The organism is Kitasatospora sp. NPDC018058 (assembly GCF_044327205.1).
GTDB lineage: Bacteria > Actinomycetota > Actinomycetes > Streptomycetales > Streptomycetaceae > Kitasatospora.
Window position 1 is genome coordinate 149,051 of sequence record NZ_JBIRFA010000016.1, and the last position, 16,600, is coordinate 165,650.

General features: G+C 73.8%; 20 protein-coding genes and 2 pseudogenes. 11 read left to right on the forward strand and 11 right to left on the reverse strand.

What is annotated here, in order from left to right; all coding sequences use genetic code 11:
• Positions 1-25: 25 nt before the first annotated feature.
• On the reverse strand, positions 26-664 hold the full coding sequence (locus tag ACH4E7_RS23505) for a class I SAM-dependent methyltransferase (RefSeq protein ID WP_396250974.1): 639 nt from the start codon (positions 662-664) through the stop codon (positions 26-28).
• Positions 665-767: 103 nt separating this feature from the next.
• On the opposite strand from ACH4E7_RS23505, the gene ACH4E7_RS23510 reads away from it, so the two are divergent.
• Together ACH4E7_RS23510 and ACH4E7_RS23515 are read left to right on the forward strand one after the other, a co-directional pair.
• Positions 768-1,598, forward strand: coding sequence for a helix-turn-helix transcriptional regulator (locus ACH4E7_RS23510; protein ID WP_396251062.1), 831 nt, complete (start codon positions 768-770; stop codon positions 1,596-1,598).
• Positions 1,599-1,733: 135 nt separating this feature from the next.
• The gene (locus tag ACH4E7_RS23515) at positions 1,734-2,633 is read left to right on the forward strand and encodes a neutral zinc metallopeptidase (protein WP_396250975.1); all 900 of its coding nucleotides are present in this window, start codon (positions 1,734-1,736) and stop codon (positions 2,631-2,633) included.
• Positions 2,634-2,760: 127 nt separating this feature from the next.
• Here ACH4E7_RS23515 and ACH4E7_RS23520 read toward each other — a convergent pair whose 3' ends face one another.
• The 4 genes from ACH4E7_RS23520 to ACH4E7_RS23535 all read right to left on the reverse strand — a co-directional run bounded on the left by ACH4E7_RS23520 (position 2,761) and on the right by ACH4E7_RS23535 (position 7,028).
• On the reverse strand, positions 2,761-3,993 hold the full coding sequence (locus ACH4E7_RS23520) for a sugar ABC transporter permease (protein ID WP_396250976.1): 1,233 nt from the start codon (positions 3,991-3,993) through the stop codon (positions 2,761-2,763).
• Positions 3,990-4,784, reverse strand: coding sequence for an ATP-binding cassette domain-containing protein (locus tag ACH4E7_RS23525; protein ID WP_396250977.1), 795 nt, complete (start codon positions 4,782-4,784; stop codon positions 3,990-3,992). Before ACH4E7_RS23525 ends, ACH4E7_RS23520 begins: the two co-directional genes overlap by 4 nt.
• A gap of 21 nt (positions 4,785-4,805) precedes the next feature.
• On the reverse strand, positions 4,806-5,903 hold the full coding sequence (locus tag ACH4E7_RS23530) for a sugar ABC transporter substrate-binding protein (protein WP_396250979.1): 1,098 nt from the start codon (positions 5,901-5,903) through the stop codon (positions 4,806-4,808).
• A gap of 135 nt (positions 5,904-6,038) precedes the next feature.
• On the reverse strand, positions 6,039-7,028 hold the full coding sequence (locus ACH4E7_RS23535) for an AraC family transcriptional regulator (protein ID WP_396250980.1): 990 nt from the start codon (positions 7,026-7,028) through the stop codon (positions 6,039-6,041).
• A gap of 96 nt (positions 7,029-7,124) precedes the next feature.
• Here ACH4E7_RS23535 and ACH4E7_RS23540 point away from each other — a divergent pair, with 96 nt between their 5' ends.
• Positions 7,125-8,054 carry an MBL fold metallo-hydrolase gene (locus ACH4E7_RS23540; RefSeq protein WP_396250981.1) on the forward strand — a complete coding sequence of 310 codons (930 nt, stop codon included), beginning with the start codon at positions 7,125-7,127 and terminating at the stop codon, positions 8,052-8,054.
• Positions 8,055-8,113: 59 nt separating this feature from the next.
• On the opposite strand, the gene ACH4E7_RS23545 is transcribed toward ACH4E7_RS23540, so the two are convergent.
• A complete protein-coding gene (locus tag ACH4E7_RS23545) occupies positions 8,114-8,479 on the reverse strand; it encodes a hypothetical protein (protein ID WP_396250982.1) in 366 nt (121 codons plus the stop codon).
• Positions 8,480-8,671: 192 nt separating this feature from the next.
• Here ACH4E7_RS23545 and ACH4E7_RS23550 point away from each other — a divergent pair.
• Positions 8,672-8,863: pseudogene (locus tag ACH4E7_RS23550) on the forward strand (IS701 family transposase); the annotation flags it as partial.
• Here the strand turns inward: ACH4E7_RS23550 and ACH4E7_RS23555 are convergent.
• Both ACH4E7_RS23555 and ACH4E7_RS23560 read right to left on the reverse strand, forming a co-directional pair.
• Positions 8,835-9,428 (reverse strand): annotated as a pseudogene (locus ACH4E7_RS23555) (alpha-hydroxy-acid oxidizing protein); the annotation flags it as partial. The pseudogenes ACH4E7_RS23550 and ACH4E7_RS23555 sit on opposite strands and share 29 nt — an antisense overlap.
• A 264-nt stretch (positions 9,429-9,692) precedes the next feature.
• Positions 9,693-10,145, reverse strand: coding sequence for a MarR family winged helix-turn-helix transcriptional regulator (locus tag ACH4E7_RS23560; protein ID WP_396250983.1), 453 nt, complete (start codon positions 10,143-10,145; stop codon positions 9,693-9,695).
• Positions 10,146-10,199: 54 nt separating this feature from the next.
• On the opposite strand from ACH4E7_RS23560, the gene ACH4E7_RS23565 reads away from it, so the two are divergent.
• The gene (locus ACH4E7_RS23565; protein WP_396250984.1) at positions 10,200-10,688 is read left to right on the forward strand and encodes a MarR family winged helix-turn-helix transcriptional regulator; all 489 of its coding nucleotides are present in this window, start codon (positions 10,200-10,202) and stop codon (positions 10,686-10,688) included.
• A 95-nt stretch (positions 10,689-10,783) separates the two neighbouring features.
• Here the strand turns inward: ACH4E7_RS23565 and ACH4E7_RS23570 are convergent, their stop codons facing one another.
• Positions 10,784-11,998, reverse strand: coding sequence for a cytochrome P450 (locus ACH4E7_RS23570; protein ID WP_396250985.1), 1,215 nt, complete (start codon positions 11,996-11,998; stop codon positions 10,784-10,786).
• Positions 11,999-12,187: 189 nt separating this feature from the next.
• Here ACH4E7_RS23570 and ACH4E7_RS23575 point away from each other — a divergent pair, with 189 nt between their 5' ends.
• Complete coding sequence (locus tag ACH4E7_RS23575; protein ID WP_396250986.1) at positions 12,188-12,703, forward strand: hypothetical protein; 516 nt, start codon at positions 12,188-12,190, stop codon at positions 12,701-12,703.
• 12 nt (positions 12,704-12,715) lie between these two features.
• Entirely contained in the window at positions 12,716-13,252 is a 537-nt protein-coding gene (locus ACH4E7_RS23580; protein ID WP_396250987.1) for a hypothetical protein, read from the forward strand.
• On the opposite strand, the gene ACH4E7_RS23585 is transcribed toward ACH4E7_RS23580, so the two are convergent.
• Entirely contained in the window at positions 13,253-13,879 is a 627-nt protein-coding gene (locus ACH4E7_RS23585) for a TetR/AcrR family transcriptional regulator (protein ID WP_396250988.1), read from the reverse strand.
• Positions 13,880-13,953: 74 nt separating this feature from the next.
• Here ACH4E7_RS23585 and ACH4E7_RS23590 point away from each other — a divergent pair, with 74 nt between their 5' ends.
• Complete coding sequence (locus ACH4E7_RS23590) at positions 13,954-14,346, forward strand: Dabb family protein (protein ID WP_396250989.1); 393 nt, start codon at positions 13,954-13,956, stop codon at positions 14,344-14,346.
• Positions 14,347-14,372: 26 nt separating this feature from the next.
• On the opposite strand, the gene ACH4E7_RS23595 is transcribed toward ACH4E7_RS23590, so the two are convergent.
• Positions 14,373-14,864, reverse strand: coding sequence for a GNAT family N-acetyltransferase (locus tag ACH4E7_RS23595; protein WP_396250990.1), 492 nt, complete (start codon positions 14,862-14,864; stop codon positions 14,373-14,375).
• A gap of 174 nt (positions 14,865-15,038) precedes the next feature.
• Between ACH4E7_RS23595 and ACH4E7_RS23600 the strand changes: the two genes are divergently transcribed.
• The 3 genes from ACH4E7_RS23600 to ACH4E7_RS23610 all read left to right on the forward strand — a co-directional run bounded on the left by ACH4E7_RS23600 (position 15,039) and on the right by ACH4E7_RS23610 (position 16,406).
• Positions 15,039-15,650, forward strand: a complete 612-nt coding sequence (locus ACH4E7_RS23600; RefSeq protein ID WP_396250991.1) for an alpha/beta hydrolase — start codon at positions 15,039-15,041, stop codon at positions 15,648-15,650.
• Positions 15,651-15,855: 205 nt separating this feature from the next.
• Positions 15,856-16,014: a hypothetical protein gene (locus ACH4E7_RS23605; RefSeq protein WP_396250992.1), complete on the forward strand. Its 159-nt coding sequence runs from the start codon at positions 15,856-15,858 to the stop codon at positions 16,012-16,014.
• A 110-nt stretch (positions 16,015-16,124) separates the two neighbouring features.
• Positions 16,125-16,406: a nucleotidyltransferase domain-containing protein gene (locus ACH4E7_RS23610; RefSeq protein WP_396250993.1), complete on the forward strand. Its 282-nt coding sequence runs from the start codon at positions 16,125-16,127 to the stop codon at positions 16,404-16,406.
• The last annotated feature ends 194 nt before the right edge of the window (positions 16,407-16,600 follow it).

The window sequence follows — 16,600 nt, forward strand, 5'->3', positions numbered from 1 at the left end:
CCACACCGCCCCCACGGGCCGCCCGCTACCGTGCGCGCAGCAGCAGGTGTCCGCGCCGGTAGCGCTCGCCGTCGCCGGGCTCGCGCAGCATGCGGCCGACCTCGGCGAAGCCGGCCCCGGCCGCGAGCTGCGCGAGGGCGTCGATCGGCCAGCGGTAGGCGGGTGTCACCTTGTGGTCGAAGACCGTCACCGGATCGCCCTCGGACTCGAAGAAGGCCAGCAGCGCGTGCCCGCCCGGCGCCAGCACCCGGCGGAACTCGGCCAGGTAGGCGGGCAGTTGCTCCGGCGGGGTGTGGATGAGCGAGTACCAGGACACCACCGCGCCCAGCTCGCCGTCGGCCGTCTCCAGCGCGCCCATCGAGCCCACCTCGAAGCGCAGGTGCGGGTACGTCTGGCGGGCGATGTCGATGAGCGCCGGCGACAGGTCGACGCCGAAGACGTCCAGCCCCGCCTCCCGCAGGGCCGCGGACAGGTAGCCGGGCCCGCAGCCGAGGTCCGCCACCAAGGCGGGGCCGCAGGCCCGGACGAGGTCGGCGAACGCGGTGACGAACGAGCGCTCCAGCGGCAGACCGGCCAGGCTGTCCTTGACGAATTCGGCGTAGCGCACGGCCATGGTGTCGTAGGCGTCGCGGGTGGTGGCGAGGTATGACGAGGATTCGGACACGGGGGACGACCCTAGACCATCCCTCGGACCACCCGTCAGACCGACCCGGGGACCGGTGATCCCTGGCTCCGGCCGGCCCGGTTGCGCCATGCTGGACCGCGTGATCGACCGTGACGCCCTCGCCGACTTCCTCAGCCGCTCCCGCGCCCGACTGACCCCCGCCGACGTCGGCCTGGCGCCCGGGGCCCGGCGCCGCACCCCCGGGCTGCGCCGGGAGGAGGTGGCACAGCTGGCGGGACTGTCCGTCGACTACTACGCGCGCCTGGAGCAGCGGCGCGGGCCGCAGCCCTCGCCGCAGCTGCTGGCCGCGCTCGCCCGGGCGCTGCGGCTGAGCGAGGACGAGCGCGACCACCTGTTCCACCTGGCCGGGCACGAGCCGCCGCGCCGCCACGGCGTGCTGACGCATGTGCGCCCCGGGCTGCTGCTGATCCTGGACCGGCTGCACGATGTGCCCGCCCAGGTGGTCTCCGACCTCGGGGACGTGCTGGCGCAGAACGCGATGGCCGCCGCCGTGTTCGGGGACCTCGCCGCGCTGGCGCCCGAGCGGCGCAACCTGCTGCTGCGCTGGTTCACCGACCCGGCGAGCCGCGCCCTGTTCCCGCCCGAGGACCACGACGCGCTCGCCCGCGCCCATGTGGCGTCTCTGCGCGCGGTGCACGCGGCCCGCCCGGGGGACCGGCGGGCCACCGGGCTGCTCACCGAACTCCTCGCCACCGGTGAGGAGTTCGCCGCGCACTGGGAGCGCCACGAGGTGGCGGTGCGGCGCAGCGGCCGTAAGCGGGTGCTGCATCCGGTGGTGGGGGAGTTGGAGCTGGAGTGCGAGGTGCTGGCCGCGGGCGGGCAGGACCAGCTGCTGCTGGTGCACACCGCGCCGCCCGGCGGCGGGTGCGCCTCGCGGCTGGAGCTGCTGCGGGTGGTCGGCGCCTCGGTGTGACGCCCCGGCCGCGGTGCCCGCGCGTGACGTCCCGGCTGCGGCGCGTCAGGGGTCGCTGCCCGTAGGCTGGGCGGGCCGTAGGCGGCACAGAACATCACCAAAGCGACAGAGCGACAGAAGCGGGCAGGCAGGGGCATGCAGTTCGACGACCAGGGCGACCTCGACACCTCGCAGGTGGACGACCGGCGCGGTTTGCCCGGCGGGAAGGTCGCCATCGGCGGCGGGGCCGTGGGCCTGGTCGCGGTGCTGGTCGCGGTCCTCCTCGGCGTCGACCCCAAGCTGCTGGGCCTGTCCTCCGGGGGAGGCGGCACCTCCTCCTCCGGCGCCCGCACCGGCGGCGAGGTGCAGCAGTCCTGCAAGAGCGGCGCGGACGCCAACAAGCGCCAGGACTGCCGCATCACGGCGGTCACCAACAGCCTGCAGGAGTTCTGGCGCACCGAGCTGCCGCAGCGCACCAAGGTGGCGTACAAGCCCGCCCAGACCGTGCTGTTCACCGACCGGGTCTCCACCGCCTGCGGGCCGGCGACCTCGGCGGTGGGCCCGTTCTACTGCCCCGGCGACCAGAAGGCCTACTTCGACCTCGGCTTCTTCGACGAGCTCTCCACCCGCTTCGGCGCCAAGGGCGGCCCCTTCGCCGAGTCCTACGTGGTCGCCCACGAGTACGGCCACCACATCCAGACCCTCACCGGCGCGATGCAGAAGGTCGGAGGCGACCGCCAGGGCGCCGACAGCGCCTCGGTGCGCCTGGAACTGCAGGCCGACTGCTACGCCGGGGTGTGGGCGCACCACGCCACCACCACCCCGCAGGCCTCCACCGGCCGTCCGCTGATCGCCGTCCTCACCGACCAGGACATCGCCCAGGGTTTGGACGCGGCCGCGGCCGTCGGCGACGACCGGATCCAGAAGCAGGCCACCGGGAAGATCGACCCGGAGGCGTGGACGCACGGCTCCTCCGACCAGCGCAAGGCCTGGTTCACCACCGGCTACCGCAGCGGCGACCTCACCCGGTGCGACACCTTCTCCGGCAGGATCTAGCCGCCCCGGCGGCCCGAGGCGGCCCGCCCGTCTGACGGTCCCGCCCGGGGGCCGGGCGCTTCCACTCCCGCTCCCCGCCGCCCCGGTGGGGCGACGGGCCCGGGAGCGGGGTCCGGGAGCGGGCCGCCTAGGTCCGGCCGGCGCCGGCCCGGGTGCGCCGCGTCAGGGAGTCGAGGACGACGGCCGCCAGCAGCACCGCGCCGGTGATCATGTACTGGATGGCCTGGGCGGCGTGGACCATGTCCAGGCCGGTGGTGATGGACTGGATCACCAGGATGCCCAGCAGTGCCGACCAGGCGCCTCCGCGGCCGCCGAAGAGGCTGGTGCCGCCGATCACGGCGGCGGCGATGGCCATCATCAGGACGTTGCCGCTGCCCAGTTGCTTGTCCGCCGAGCCCTGCTGGGAGGCGTAGAACAGGCCGCCGAGGCCGGCCAGCAGGGAGGAGAGCAGGAACACCGTGCCCCGCACCCGGGCGACGTCGACGCCGGCGCGGCGGGCGGCCTCGACGCTGCCGCCGACCGCGAACACCTCGCGTCCGTAGCGGGTGCGGCGCAACGTGAAGTCGGTGGCCACCACCACCCCGAGCAGGACGACCAGGGACAGCGGCAGCCCGCGGTCCTGGTTGAGGGCGTACGCGGCGACCAGGCACGGCACCGCCAGCGCCCCCGCCCGCAGCGCGGTGTCGGCGAGGGGCCGGGCGGGCAGTCCCGCGGCGGCGCGGCGGCGGGCGGTGCGCAGCCGGGCGAGCAGGTAGGCGGCGGGGGCGATGACCGCCAGGCCCCAGGCGTAGGCGATGTCGCCGTCGCCGAGGAAGGTGGAGTCCAGGCCGGCGATGATGCCGTTGTGGCGGTTGTTGACGGTGCCGCCGTCGCCGAGGACCCACTCCTGCAGGCCGCTCCAGGCGAGCATCCCGGCCAGGGTGACCACGAACGCGGGCACGCCCACCCGGGCGAACAGCAGGCCGTGCAGCAGCCCCATCGCGCAGGCCGTGCCGAGCGCGGCGAGGATCGCCGCCCATTCCGGCCAGCCCTGGCGCACCGCCAGCACGGCCGCGACGGCCGAGGTGGCGCCCGCGACCGAGCCGAGCGAGAGGTCGATCTCGCCGAGGATCAACACGAACACGACGCCGACCGCGATCAGTCCGGGCCCGGCGATGAAGCGGGTGATGTTGGTGAGGTTGTCGGCCTGCAGGAAGTGGTGGGTGACGGTCTGGAAGACGACGGCGATCGCGACGAGCCCGACGACGACGGGCAGGGAGCCGGGTTCGCCGGAGGCGAGCCGGCGCCGGGCGGCCTCGGTGAGGGCGGCCCGGGTCGCCGCGCTCACGCGGACCCTCGGGTCGGTGGCGGGGGTGGTCATGCGCCGTCCTCCTCCTCGGTGCGGCGGGCCCGGCGGCGGGCGTGGGCGTTGTCGGTGGCGCCGGTGATCGCGGCGACGATCCGTTCCTGGGTGGTGCCGGCGACGGGGAACAGGCCGTTGTTGCGGCCCAGCCGCAGCACGGCCACGGTGTCCGCCACCGCGGTCACGTCGGCCATGTTGTGGCTGACCAGGATCACTCCGAGGCCGCGCTCGCGCAGCCGCTCCACCAGGTCCAGGACCTGCGCGGTCTGTTCGACGCCCAGGGCCGCCGTGGGCTCGTCCAGCAGCACGACGGAGGGCTCGCCCACCAGCGCGCGGGCGATGGCCACGACCTGGCGCTGCCCGCCGGACAGCGCCGCGACGGGGCTTCGCACGTCGGGGATGCGGATGGAGAGGGTGTCCAGCAGCCGGCGGGCGTGCTGCTCCATGGCGACCTCGTCGAGCAGCCCGAGGCGGTGCTTCTCGCGGCCGAGGAAGAGGTTGGCGATGACGTCGAGGTTGTCGCACAGGGCGAGGTCCTGGTAGACGGTGGCGATGCCGAGCGCGGTGGCGTCCTGGGGGCGGGTCAGGCGCACGGGCCGCTCGTGCCAGGTGATGGTGCCCTCGTCCACGGGGTGGACGCCGGCGATGGTCTTGACGAGGGTGGACTTGCCGGCGCCGTTGTCGCCGACGAGGGCGAGCACCTCGCCCGGGTGGACGGCGAGGTCGACGTCGGTGAGGGCCTGGACGGCGCCGAAGCGCTTGGAGACCGACCGCAGCCGGAGGACGGGTGCGCCTGTCACGTGAACCATCCCGGGGTCGTGGCCGGTCGGCTACTTGAGGCCGGCGGCGGTGCAGGCGGCGGCGTAGTCGGCGGTGCAGATGTCGGAGGCCTTGTAGAGGCCGTCGGCGATGACCGTGGTGGCGATGTCGGCCTTGGTGACGATTTTGGCGTCGAGCAGCTTGGCGGGGATGTTCTTGTCGGTGGCGCTGTCGATGCCGGCGTCGGCGACCGTCTTGACGTCCTTGCCCTGCAGGAGGTCGACGGCCAGTTCGGCGGCGTTGTCGGCGAGCGGGCGGTAGGCCTTGTAGATGGTGTAGGCCTGGTCGCCGTTGACGATGCGCTGGACGGCGTCGAGGCCGGCGTCCTGGCCGCCGACGGGGACCTTGATGCCGGAGCCCTGGAGCTGGGTGATGATGGCGCCGGCCATGCCGTCGTTGGCGGAGTAGACGCCCTGGAAGCCGTTCTTGCCGAACTGGGTGACGGCGGCGGCGATCTTCTGCCCGGCGACGGTGGGCTTCCACTCGCCGGACTGCTCGTAGACGACCTTCTTGATCCTGCCGTCGAGGACCTTGTGGGCGCCGGCCTTGAACTGGGCGGCGTTGGGGTCGGCCTCGTCGCCGTTGATCATGACGATGTTCGCGTCGGCGGCCTGCGCGCCGAGGGCGTCCAGCAGGGCCTGGCCCTGGAGTTCGCCGACCTTCTCGTTGTCGAAGGAGACGTAGGCGGAGACCGGGCCGGTGGCCAGGCGGTCGTAGGCGAGGACCTTGACGCCCTTGGCGGCGGCCTCCTGGACCCAGCCCTGGGTGGACTTGGCGTCGAAGGCGTCCAGGATGATCACCTTCACGCCCTGGGCGAGCAGGGTGTCGAACTGCTGCTTCTGCTTGGCCGCGCTGCCCTCGGCGTTGTTGTAGAGCACCTTGCACTGCGCGCACAGGGCCTTGACCTTGGCCTCGATGAACGGGCGGTCGAAGGACTCGTAGCGGGTGGACGAGGCGTTCTCGGGCAGCAGCAGGCCGATCGAGGTGGTGTCGCCGCCGGAGGCCGAGTCCTTCTTGTCGCCGCCGGCCTTGCCACAGGCGGCGGTCAGGGACAGGGCCAGCGCGAGGCCGGCGGCGGAGACGAGGGCGCGACGCAGTGCGGCGTTCATAGGGGTGCCTCTCCCTGGGGGCGCCGCAACTTCGCGGCGGGTGGGGGGAGTTAAACCTGGCCGCGTACATGGCGTCAATAAGTCAAACCAGCCTCCGGGCAATCCTCTGCCACTCGTTATCCTTGTGAACGCCCATCAGTTCGCCTCGCCCGCAGCCTCGGTGGTTCGGTGACGGCCCGAGGCGCTGCGGTAGCGGCCGGGGGTGGTGCCGAACTCGCGGGTGAAGGCGTGCGAAAGCGCGTACGGGCTGGCGTAGCCGACCTTGCGGGCGACGGTCTCCAACGGCTCGCCGCCCTGGCGCAGCAGGGCGGCGGCCCGGGTCATCCGCCACCAGGTCAGGTAGGCCATCGGCGGGCGCCCGGCCAGCGCGGTGAAGCGGCGGGTGAGGGTGGCGCGGGAGACGCCGGCGCGGGTGGCCAGGGCGGCGGCGGTCCACGGGCGGGCGGGGTCCTCGTGGACGGCCGCCAGAGCGGCGGCCACCACCGGGTCGGCCAGCGCCGCGCTCCAGCCGCCGGCGCCGGGCCGGCCGGTCCAGGCGCGCACCAGGTAGACCAGCAGCAGGTCGATCAGGGCGGGCACGGCGAGCCGCCCGCCGGGGCGCTCGGCGGCCAGCTCGGCACCCAACAGGTCGACGGCCGCCCGCAGTCCGGGGTGCTCGCCGGTGCGGGTGGGCAGGTGGACGACGGTCGGCAGCTCGCGCATCAGCGGGTGGCCCAGGCCGTGGTCGAGGCGGTACTTGCCGCACAGCAGCTCCGCGCGCTCCCCCTGGGGCCCGGGGTTGGGGCCGGCGTCGAGGTCGGAGTCGGGGTCGGGGTCGGCGGAGGGTGCGCTCCGCCGGGCGAGGAGGGCGTCCAGATCGGGCAGCGCCCCTGCCTGACGGTACGTCAGTTCACCGCTGGACAGGGCGTGTCCGGTGCCGTGCGGCAGCAGCACCGCGTCCCCCGGCCCCAGGCGCAGCGCCTCGCAGCCCTCGGCCAGCAGCCAGCAGGAGCCGGCCAGCACCACATGGAAGCCCGCACCCGCGTAGGCGGGGATCCACGCACCCCAACGCCCTCCCGCGCACAGCCGGTTGGAGGAGGGCCGCCCCACCCGTACGGCGGCGATCGCATCACTGACCACGTCCATGGCGGCCAGCATAGTGAGCCGATCGCGTATCCGGGCAAGCCGTTGGCGCATTGAGCGGCTCATCCCGGCGTCCTAGGCTCAAGGCGCAGACGACGGGTGACGGAGGGGATGACCGTGGAGCGGATCGTGCTGGGGGACCTGGAGATCGTCCGGGTACTGGAATGGCGGGGCCCGTTCGGGCCGGCCGCGCGGATCGTGCCCGACCTCGCCGAACACGCCTGGCACACCGGCGCCGCGGGCGACCTCGCCCCCGACCACTACGACCCCACCGACGGCTCCTACGTCGGCGCGCTGCAGACCTGGGTGGTGCGCGGCGGCGGGCGCACCGTCCTGGTGGACACCGGCGTCGGCGATGGACGCCACAGGCCCGCCACCCCCATGTTCCACCAGCGCCGGGGCCGCTTCCTGGAACTGCTCGCCGAGGCGGGGGTACGACCGGAACAGGTGGACGCGGTGGTCAACACCCACCTGCACGCCGACCACGTCGGCTGGAACACCCGCTGGCAGGACGGCAACTGGGCGCCGACCTTCCCCAACGCCGTCTACTACCTGCCCGCCGCCCACCGGGCCTTCTTCGACCCGGGCGCCGCCCACCCCGCCCGCACCGGCGACGCGGTGGACCCGGCGCACCGGGCCGAGTGGGACCAGGTCTTCACCGACAGCGTCGCCCCGGTGCTCGCCGCCGGGCAGGGCGTCGAGTGGTCGGGCACACGGCGCATCGGCGCGGGCCTGGTCCTGGAGGAGGCCCCCGGCCACACACCCGGCTCCTCGGTGCTGCGCCTGGAGTCGCACGGCCGGCGGGCGGTGTTCGTGGGCGACCTGCTGCACTCGCCGGTCCAGCTGGCGCACCCCTCCTGCAACAGCTGCTTCTGCCTGGACGCGGCACAGGCGGCGGCCAGCCGGCTGCGGATACTGGAACGGGCCGCCGATCAGCGGGAGTTGGTGCTTCCGGCGCACTTCGCCGGACCCGGCGCCGCGCGCGTGACCCGCTCCGGCGCCGGGTTCGCCGCGCGCTGGGAGCGGTGAAGGGGTGCCCGCCGCCCCCCGGACACGGCGGACACCCCGGCCCACTATGACGAGACCCGTCAGGGCCGGTCGAGGGTGATGGAGTTGATCGGGCCCAGGTCGTAGTAGACGCCGTTCTGGGCGGGGACGTCGTACACGCAGTCGGAGCCGCCCGAGCCACGGCACAGGTGGGCGTGGGCGCCGCCGGACTGGTTGTTGAGCACCCAGTGGTTGCCGTTCTGGTTGCTCAGGTTGTGGGCGCCGTAGCTCCAGTACACGTCGCTGGGCGCGGAGGCCGGGTTCTGGTCCTGCGGGTAGACGCACACGGCGCCGTACGGGCAGCCCGCCCAGGAGCCGTCGGCGGCGCCGGCGCCGCCGGTGCCCAGGGTGGCCAGTGCGGCGGCGGCGATCCCGAGGGCGGCCAGGGCGTGGGTGATCCTGCGCATGGGTGGTTCTCCCTTGCTGGTGGGGCGGCCCTGACGTGGGGTCGGGGCCAGTGCTCGCCAGCCTAGGAACGCGGGCGCGGCGGCGGTCCCTGACATCCGACAGGGGCGCGCCGCCGCGCACGGGCGCCGCTCTTCGGTTAGTACTGCAACCGCACTTGATCGTGGTTGACTTGGCGAGTGATTGATCTTGGGGTGGGGCAGGTCGAGGAGTGGAAGGCGGCGCTGGCGGGATTGCACGCCCGCTTCGCGTCGCGCTTCACCAGATCGGAGCCGCGCGGGCGGGCGCTGGAGTACATGGCGGGACTGATCGCCCCGCTGGAACGTAAGAACGGCTGGTCGCTGGCGGAACGGGCCGGCGAGGACTGCCCGGACGGGATGCAACGCGGGGGCGCCAGCCGGTGACCCAGGTGTCCAGGGTGACCACGATGCCCTTGAACCCGGCGGCCTCGGCCCGGCGCACCAGGCTCTCGGCCAGCTCCCGGTCGGTGGGTGTGTAGAGCTGGAAGAAGCCGGGCGTGGCGCCGAACTCGGCCGCCACCTCCTCCATCGGATCGACCGTCAGCGTGGAGGCGACCATCGGCACACCGGTGCGGGCGGTGGCCCGCGCGGTGGCGAGGTCGCCGTGGCCGTCCTGGGCGCACAGCCCGATCACCCCGACCGGCGCCAGGAACAGCGGCGAGGGCAGTCGCAGGCCGAACAGGTCGAGGGACAGGTCCCGTTCCTTCGCGCCGACCAGCATCCGCGGCACCAGGCCCCACCGCTCGAACGCGGACACGTTGGCGCGCTGGGTGTACTCGTCGCCGGCGCCGCCCGCGACGTACGAGCGGACCGCGGCGGGCAGCGCGGCCAGGGCCGGCGGCTCCAGCTCCGCGTACGTCATCGGCAGCCGCGGCACGACCCCGCGCAGCCCGTCGAGGTAGATCTCGTTCTGGTAGTCGGCGAACGCCACGATCCGCTCCTTCGCTGCGACCCGCCGCGTGCGGGCCCCCGGACCCCACAGTGCAGGACCGGCCGCCGGTGACGGGGGGAACGCGGGATTCCCGCCGACAGGCCGCGACGGATGCGGGACGACGCGAGGCCGCTCGGCGAGGAGGACCTCGCGCCCGTTCGCGCGGCTGGGTCGCCGGGGCGGTGGGTTGTCGGGACGGGGGAGCGGGAAGTCGATGGGGCCGACTTCCTGTGCGGTGGGCCCGGTTCGCCGTGGTGGGCGGCGCTACGCGGCCTCGGTGAGGGTGTCGAGGTGGGCGCCGATGCGCCGCAGCAAGGTCATCAAGGTGGCGAACTCCTCCGGCGTCACACAGGCCGTCAGCCGCTCGCGCAGCGCCGCGACCTGCGTGGAGATCCGCAGGTGGGCGGCGCGCCCGTCCTCGGTGAGGGCGACGACGGCCTCCTCGCCGATCCGCACCCACCCGCGGGCGGCGAGGGCGTCCAGGTACGGGCGCATGGTCGGCTCGTCGGCGGTGAGGAAGGGCGCCATGGTCTCGTCGACCTCGGCGGTGGTCAGCGGCCCGCAGGCCACGGTGTTGAGCACCTGCCAGCCGCGCCGGCTCAGCGCGTCGGCGGCGAACAGACGGGCCATGCACTGCTCGATGGCGCCGTCGATGTGCCGCAGCCAGTAGCCGAACGGGCGCTGCTCGCGGACATCGGGCAGCTCGGACGTGGTCATGACGGTGATCCCCCCTGATGCATGTCGTTTTACAATAGTTGTAACCTAACATGCATGTCGAAGCAGGAGAAGAGCCCGCAGCAACAGGAAGCCGTCGCCGCCGTCGAACGCGCCATGGTCGCCATCCGCCGCAGCCAGACGCGCCGTTCACTGGGCCGCATCGCCCCGCCCGACGGCGCCCGCGCCATCGACCCCACCCTCTTCGGCGTCCTCGACGCCGTCGAGGCCCACGACGGCCCCTGCGCGGTCACCGACGTCGCCGCCGCCCTCGGCGTCGACCAGCCCCGCGCCAGCCGCCTGGTGCTGCGCACCGTCGAGGAGGGCTGGCTGGAACGCGGCAGCGACCCGCGCGACGCCCGCCGCACCCTGCTCGCCCTCACCCCCGCCGGCCGCGAACAGCTGGACCGCGCCCACCACTTCCGCCGCGAGGTCTTCGCCCGCGCGATGGCCGACTGGCCCGACGCCGACCGCACCGAGTTCGCCCGCCTGATCACCGCCTTCGTCGCCGGCTTCGGCCGGGCCGCCACCCCCGAAGGCCGCTGAACCGCCGCCCCGCCGCCCGGTGCGCCCGCGCACACCGGGCAACGGGGCAGCGGTTCAGCGGGGCGCCAGGCCCACCCGCCTACCCGCCCACTTGTCTAGACGCCCTCAGCCCCGCCGCCCAGCAGCACCGGCAGCGACCGGTGCCCGTTGGAGATCAGCGACTCCACCGGCTCCAGCTCCGCCCCCGGCAGCAGCGCCAGCCGCGGGAAGCGCTCGAACAGCGCCCGCAGCGCCGTCCGCGCCTCCAGCCGGGCCAGCGGCGCGCCGAGGCAGAAGTGCGGGCCGTGCCCGAACGCCAGGTGGTCCTTGACCGGCCGGGTGACGTCGAAGACGGCACCGCTGTCCCCGTACCGCACCGGGTGACGCCCGGCCGCCGCGTAGGAGGCCAGGATCGCCTCACCCCGGCGGATCACCACCCCGCCCGGCAGCGCGATGTCCTCGACCGCGTACCGCAGCGGCAGGTGCGCCACCGGCGCCTCGCGGCGCAGCGCCTCCTCGACCACGTCGTCCCAGCCGGCCTCGCCCGAGCGCACCAGGTCGAGCTGCTCGGGGTGGGTGAGCAGCAGCGCCACCGCGTTGTCGATCAGGTTGACGGTGGTCTCGTAGCCCGCCGAGACGACCAGCAGCAGGGTGTCGCGCAGTTCCTCCTCGGTCAGCGCGCCGCCGTCGCCCTCGGTGTCGCGCACGGTGATCAGCCGGGAGGTCATGTCGTCCCCGGGCCGCTCGCGCTTGGCCGCTATCAGCTCGTCCAGCATCGAGTAGAACGCCGCCGCGTTGGCCGCCGACTCCTGTGGGGTCAGCGTGGTGTCGAAGACCCGGTCGACGGTGCGGCGGAACCGGTCCCGCAGCGACTCCGGCAGCCCCAGCAGTCGGCCGATCACCTGGATCGGCAGCGGGTGGGCCAGGCGCTCGCGCAGGTCCACCGCCACCCCGGGCCCGGTCAGCGCCACCTCGTCCAGCAGCGCCGCCGTCAGCTCCTCGATCCGTTCGCCCAGCGCGGCGACCTGACGGGCCGTGAACGCCGCGCCCACCAGGCGCCGCAGCCGGCGGTGGTCGGCGCCGTGCGCGGTGAACATGTTGCGTGCCGTCACCCACAGCGCCAGCGGCCAGTTCGACACCACCTCGGCGAAGGCCGGCCAGTGCTGCGGGCCGTCCTTGGAGATCCGCGGGTCCTTGAGCAGCTCCTCCAGCAGCACCGGGTCGGCCACCGCCCACGCGTGCACCCCCAGGATGTCCACGGGGGTGGCCGGCCCGCGCGCGAACAGCTCGGCGCTCTCGGTGTCACGACCCCGCCCGGTGGGGTCCAGCACGAGCCGCGGGCATGGCACGGAATGGTCCGACTGGTCCGACTGGGGCTCCACGAGGGCTCCTTCACGAAGGGTCGGTGTGCGCTCGGCACGAGGATGGCCCGCACGCCCACCCCCGTCGAGAGGGCCTCGTGCACCGGACGCCTGCGACCGGCCCCGGGGCTGTCGGCGCCGGGCCCTAGCCTTGCGCCCATGACCACGGACCCTGACACGCCCGAGCTCCTCGCGCGGATCGACGACCTGCTGGCCCGGGAGCGGCCGTACCCGCAGAAGGAGGTCGTCGACGGTGAAGGGTACGGCGGCCCGGGTTACCGGGTGCTGGAGCTGGACGTCAGCGGCGACTTCTGGGACGACGAGGACGGGCAGGCCTGCGAGCGGGCCCACGACGAGGCCGACGCCCGCCTGGAGGCCCTGGCCGCCGTGCTGACGGCGCGCTGGGGCGAGCCGTACGACGTCGACCTGTGGTCCTACCTGGTCGCCGGCTACGGCTGGGACCACCCGGGCCGCCCGTCCCCGGTGCCGCTCGGCCTGCTCAGCGGAAAGGCCGTCACCCTGCGGGTCTGGCCGCTGCCCGGCGCCGGGGCGCGGTGGCTGGGCCTGGCGGTCGGGCAGGAGGACAAGGAGCTGCCGGTGGTGCTCCTCGCCGCCCTCGCCGACGGCCCCGCCCCCGCCCCCTGCGCCCCGCCCGCCGGCCGGCGGGCCCTCTAGGGTGTGGGAATCATGCGACTGGTCGAGATGGAAATAGCCCGGCAGGACTGGGCGAACATGCACTGCGGGTGCGGCGGCTCGGCCGGGCACCTGGCGGAGGACCTGCGGCGGATCGCGCGCGGGGAGTCCCGGCAGTGGCTGAACGGGTGCTGCTGGGACCCGGTGGTCCTGTGGGAGCCGGCCCCGGCCGTGGCGTCCGTGGCCCTCGCGGGCCTCGCCGACGAGGGCGTCCCGCCGCCGGCCCGTGATCGCTTCCTCGTCCTCCTGGGCTGTGTGGTGACCGACAGCGGCACGGACATGGAGTCCGCCCGGCGCGGGCTCGACCTCCCGGCGCTGTGCCAGGCCGTCGTCGCGCAGGGGATCTGGCTGCTCTACCGGGAGGTGATGGCCAACCGGTCCCTCGGCGCCGCCGGCGACGCCTTCGAGATCCTCACGGTGGTGGAACCCGACCGGGCCCGCCTGCAACGCGTCCGGGAGCTCGCGGCCGACTGGCTGCCCGAGTGCTGCCGCACCGGCCGGTGCGACGACGACTACCTCGACCAGGCCTGATCAGGCGCCGTACGCGCGCAGGAACACCTCGACAGCCGCCTCGGCCAGCGGCTCGGGGTCGGCGTCCGGCCGGTAGTCCAGCGGCCCGGTGAGCAGCGACAGCAGGTGCTCGGCGGCCTGGTCCGGGTCGCAGGCGCGCAGCCGCCCGGCCAGGGTCAGGCGAGCCAGCCGGTCGGCGAGGGCGGCGCGCACCCGCAGCGCGGTGCGCTCGCGCACCCCCGCCGCCAGGTCCGGGAACCGGGCGGGCTCGGAGGCGGCCAACTGCCGTGCGGCGGACGCCTCTTCGCAGGTCAGCGCGGACAGCAGCCCGCGCGCCGCGGTGGTGAGCGCCGGGCGGGGGTCGGCGCCGGCGGGGGCCAGGCGCAGCTCGTCGAGGACGGTGAGGCCGCGGGCGGCGATGCGGTCGGCGACGGCCTCGACGGCCTCGCGGAAGAGGCTCTCCTTGTCGTTCAGGTGGTTGTAGACGGTCGGCTTGGCGACGCCCGCCTCCTGGGCGATCTCCTGCACGCACGTCTGCGCGTAGCCGCGCCGGGCGAAGACCGTGAACGCGGCGTCCAGGATGGCCTGTCGCCGCTCGATCCGTCCACGGCCCGTACGTCCGGCGCCGGTTGACACTTCTGAACCCATGGGTTCAGTCTAGTGCCCGAACCAGTCAGTAAGTATTTCTGAACCAGCGGGTTCAATGAAGGGTGGAGAGTGGCGTGATCGTCCACATGCTGAGGTTCGCGTTCAAACAGGACACCACCGAGCAGGAGCGCGAGCACGTGCTCACGGTGATGCGCCGCACGGCCTCGGTGGAGTCGGTGTCCTTCGGGACGGTCGGTCAGAGCCTGGGGGAGGAGGACGGCTTCACCCATGCCTACTGCGTGGGCATCGCCGACCTGGACGCCCTGCGGCGCTACATGCACGACCCCGTGCACCTGGCCGGGGACCCGCAGATCATGCCCCACCTGTCCCGGATCGCCATCGGCCCCGACCTGTCCGACGACATGACGCCGGACCTGGCCGGGCGGATCCTCGCACTGCACGAGGAGAAGGTTGCGCTGTACCCGCGGTGGGCCGCCGAGATCGCACCGCTGCTCGCGGCGGCGTAGGTCCGGGCGGCCCGACTGCGTCCGCCTCAACCGGCCAGCGGCAGGCGCCAGTTGTTGGAGCGGATGTGGTGGCCCGGCGGGTACTCGAAGGCGACCTCGCCGACCAGCTCGAAGCCCGCCTTGCGGCACACCGCGTTGGAGGCGTCGTGGTGCACCGAGGGGAAGGCGTGCAGCCAGGGCAGCGTGCCCTCGCGCCCGGCCCGCTCGGCGCACAGCAGCAGCGCCCGCACCGCCAGGCCCCGGCCCTGGAACTCGGGCAGGACGGCGTACCCGGTCTCGTAGACGTCCCGGCCCTCCCAGGCGTGCGTCCAGTAGCCGACCGAGCCGGCGATCTCGCCGTCGAGCAGCAGCAGGAACATCCGCCCGCCGGTGAGCGCGAGGTAGCGCTCGTGGCGGCGCCGGACCCGCTCCTCGCTCTCCACCCCGCCGAGGTGCTCGGTCAGCTCGGGGGTGTTCTGCCGGTGCAGCAGGCCGAGGCCCTGTTCGGACCAGGGCGCGAGGGTGGGGGAGATCGTCATGGTCGCACGCTAGCGCGGGGGTCCGACAACGGGCCGGTGCCCGGCGGCAGGCACCGCAGGGCACGTCTCGGCCGGGCGCGTCCCAGCGAGAACACGGTGGTCGCGCGGGCGGCTTTCCGCCCCCAAGGCCACTTCCACAAGCCGGAGTTGCACGATTTGACGAAGTGTCGGGCAATGTCCGGGGCGCGCAAGGGAGCGACTGCCCCACGCCGCCGGCCCGGTGAGGGTAGCGGGCCCGGGGCGCCCCGGGGTCGCTGTGGACTTCCGCCAAGATCCGGGCGGCGAGCCGGTCGACGTCCGCGATCACCCCGCCGACGGCAACGGCGCGAAGATCACCCCACAGCCGAAAGGGACACCATCGAGCCTCGTCCGGCGGACCGGTCGGGCGAGGCGAGGAGCAGCGGCACGTTCTCCCGACAGCCCCTTGAGGGCGTCCGGAAGCCGGGGTTGACCTTGCCCCCCGACGACCCTGACCGCTTCGCCGCCGCCCTCGCCGGCGCCGACCCGCACCAGCCCCTGCTCAGCCCGGCCGTCCTCGCCGACCTGACCGGCTTCCCCCCGATGCTGATCCAGGTCGGCGCCAACGAGGTGCTGCTGGACGACTCCACCCGCCTGGCCGCGCGGGCCAGGGCGGCGGGCGTGGACGTCATCCTCGACGTCACCGCCGACGTGCCGCACGTGTTCCAGGCCTTCGCCGGCGTCCTCGACGAGGCGGACGAGGCGCTGGACCGCGCCGCCCTCTTCCTGCGCCAGCGGATCCGCGCCGGGGCCGCGGCGCGCACGTGAGGCGCGGGCGGCGAAGTGCCGCGCGTACCGGCGGAGCCGGCGTCCGGCGGCGCGACGAGGGCATGGCCGTCGCCGTCCTTCACCTCACGTCGGCACGGTGGTTCCACACCAACCGAGCCCGCGGTCAATGTCGACGTTGATCGAACATCCATCCGCACATTGATCTACTGTCAGTGCTGACTCAACGAATGTTCGGAGGACCATCATGCTCAAGCGTGTCGTCGTCGTTATCGCAGCAGCCGCGCTGCTCGGCCTCGGTAGCGGCCAGGCGTTCGCGGACACCTCCTGGGGCGACGTGGCACCCCGGGGTGGCACGGCCGTCACCAGCGCCTCGGTGAACCACGCCGACCACCTGTGCTGCTGATCACCGGCACGTAAAGCCCCCGGAGCCCTTCCACCCCCTCGGCGCGGGAGGGCTTTGGCCTGCGGGAATCCCGGCGGCGGCGGATCGACGGCGGTGCCAGAGTGCCCGTCGTGGTGAATCAATCCGATGTCCTCGAAGCGCTGGACCTGCACCCGGTCGCCGGATCCACCGCCGAAGGCGGATACCAACTGCTCCCGGACGGGGGGCTGTTCCACTACCCGGCCCCGGTGAGCGGGACCATCGGCGGGCGCGAGGTCCTGTGCGTCGACGCCGAGACCCAGGTGCGCTGCCACACCGGCTACGAGCTGCGGGAGAAGGACCGCCAGGACATGGCGCGGCTGCGAACCCGTACGGGAGTTGAGCTTCCCGGGCAGTGCCTGGCGTCGCCGTGAGTGGGAAGTCGGCCCCGCCGACTTCCCACTCCATGGGCGCCTGCTGGTGCTGTGATCGCAGATGTTCACCGGGTCGGTGATCCCTGACGTCAGGAGCTGAGCTTCGAGATCAACACGAGCCACCAGGTGTTCATGGCCCCTCCTACTGGTCGAACAAGCGACTCAGGGCGGCGGTCACCAAAGCGTGAGTTGAC

What these genes read in the sequence shown, in the direction of transcription:
- ACH4E7_RS23515 (WP_396250975.1), top strand. Translation starts at nt 1,734, where the DNA reads ATGCAGTTCGACGACCAGGGCGACCTCGACACCTCGCAGGTGGACGAC.
- ACH4E7_RS23520 (WP_396250976.1), bottom strand. Translation starts at nt 3,993, where the DNA reads ATGACCACCCCCGCCACCGACCCGAGGGTCCGCGTGAGCGCGGCGACC.
- ACH4E7_RS23525 (WP_396250977.1), bottom strand. Translation starts at nt 4,784, where the DNA reads ATGGTTCACGTGACAGGCGCACCCGTCCTCCGGCTGCGGTCGGTCTCC.
- ACH4E7_RS23530 (WP_396250979.1), bottom strand. Translation starts at nt 5,903, where the DNA reads ATGAACGCCGCACTGCGTCGCGCCCTCGTCTCCGCCGCCGGCCTCGCG.
- ACH4E7_RS23535 (WP_396250980.1), bottom strand. Translation starts at nt 7,028, where the DNA reads ATGGACGTGGTCAGTGATGCGATCGCCGCCGTACGGGTGGGGCGGCCC.
- ACH4E7_RS23545 (WP_396250982.1), bottom strand. Translation starts at nt 8,479, where the DNA reads ATGCGCAGGATCACCCACGCCCTGGCCGCCCTCGGGATCGCCGCCGCC.
- ACH4E7_RS23560 (WP_396250983.1), bottom strand. Translation starts at nt 10,145, where the DNA reads ATGACCACGTCCGAGCTGCCCGATGTCCGCGAGCAGCGCCCGTTCGGC.
- ACH4E7_RS23565 (WP_396250984.1), top strand. Translation starts at nt 10,200, where the DNA reads ATGTCGAAGCAGGAGAAGAGCCCGCAGCAACAGGAAGCCGTCGCCGCC.
- ACH4E7_RS23575 (WP_396250986.1), top strand. Translation starts at nt 12,188, where the DNA reads ATGACCACGGACCCTGACACGCCCGAGCTCCTCGCGCGGATCGACGAC.
- ACH4E7_RS23580 (WP_396250987.1), top strand. Translation starts at nt 12,716, where the DNA reads ATGCGACTGGTCGAGATGGAAATAGCCCGGCAGGACTGGGCGAACATG.
- ACH4E7_RS23585 (WP_396250988.1), bottom strand. Translation starts at nt 13,879, where the DNA reads ATGGGTTCAGAAGTGTCAACCGGCGCCGGACGTACGGGCCGTGGACGG.
- ACH4E7_RS23595 (WP_396250990.1), bottom strand. Translation starts at nt 14,864, where the DNA reads ATGACGATCTCCCCCACCCTCGCGCCCTGGTCCGAACAGGGCCTCGGC.
- ACH4E7_RS23600 (WP_396250991.1), top strand. Translation starts at nt 15,039, where the DNA reads ATGTCCGGGGCGCGCAAGGGAGCGACTGCCCCACGCCGCCGGCCCGGT.
- ACH4E7_RS23605 (WP_396250992.1), top strand. Translation starts at nt 15,856, where the DNA reads ATGCTCAAGCGTGTCGTCGTCGTTATCGCAGCAGCCGCGCTGCTCGGC.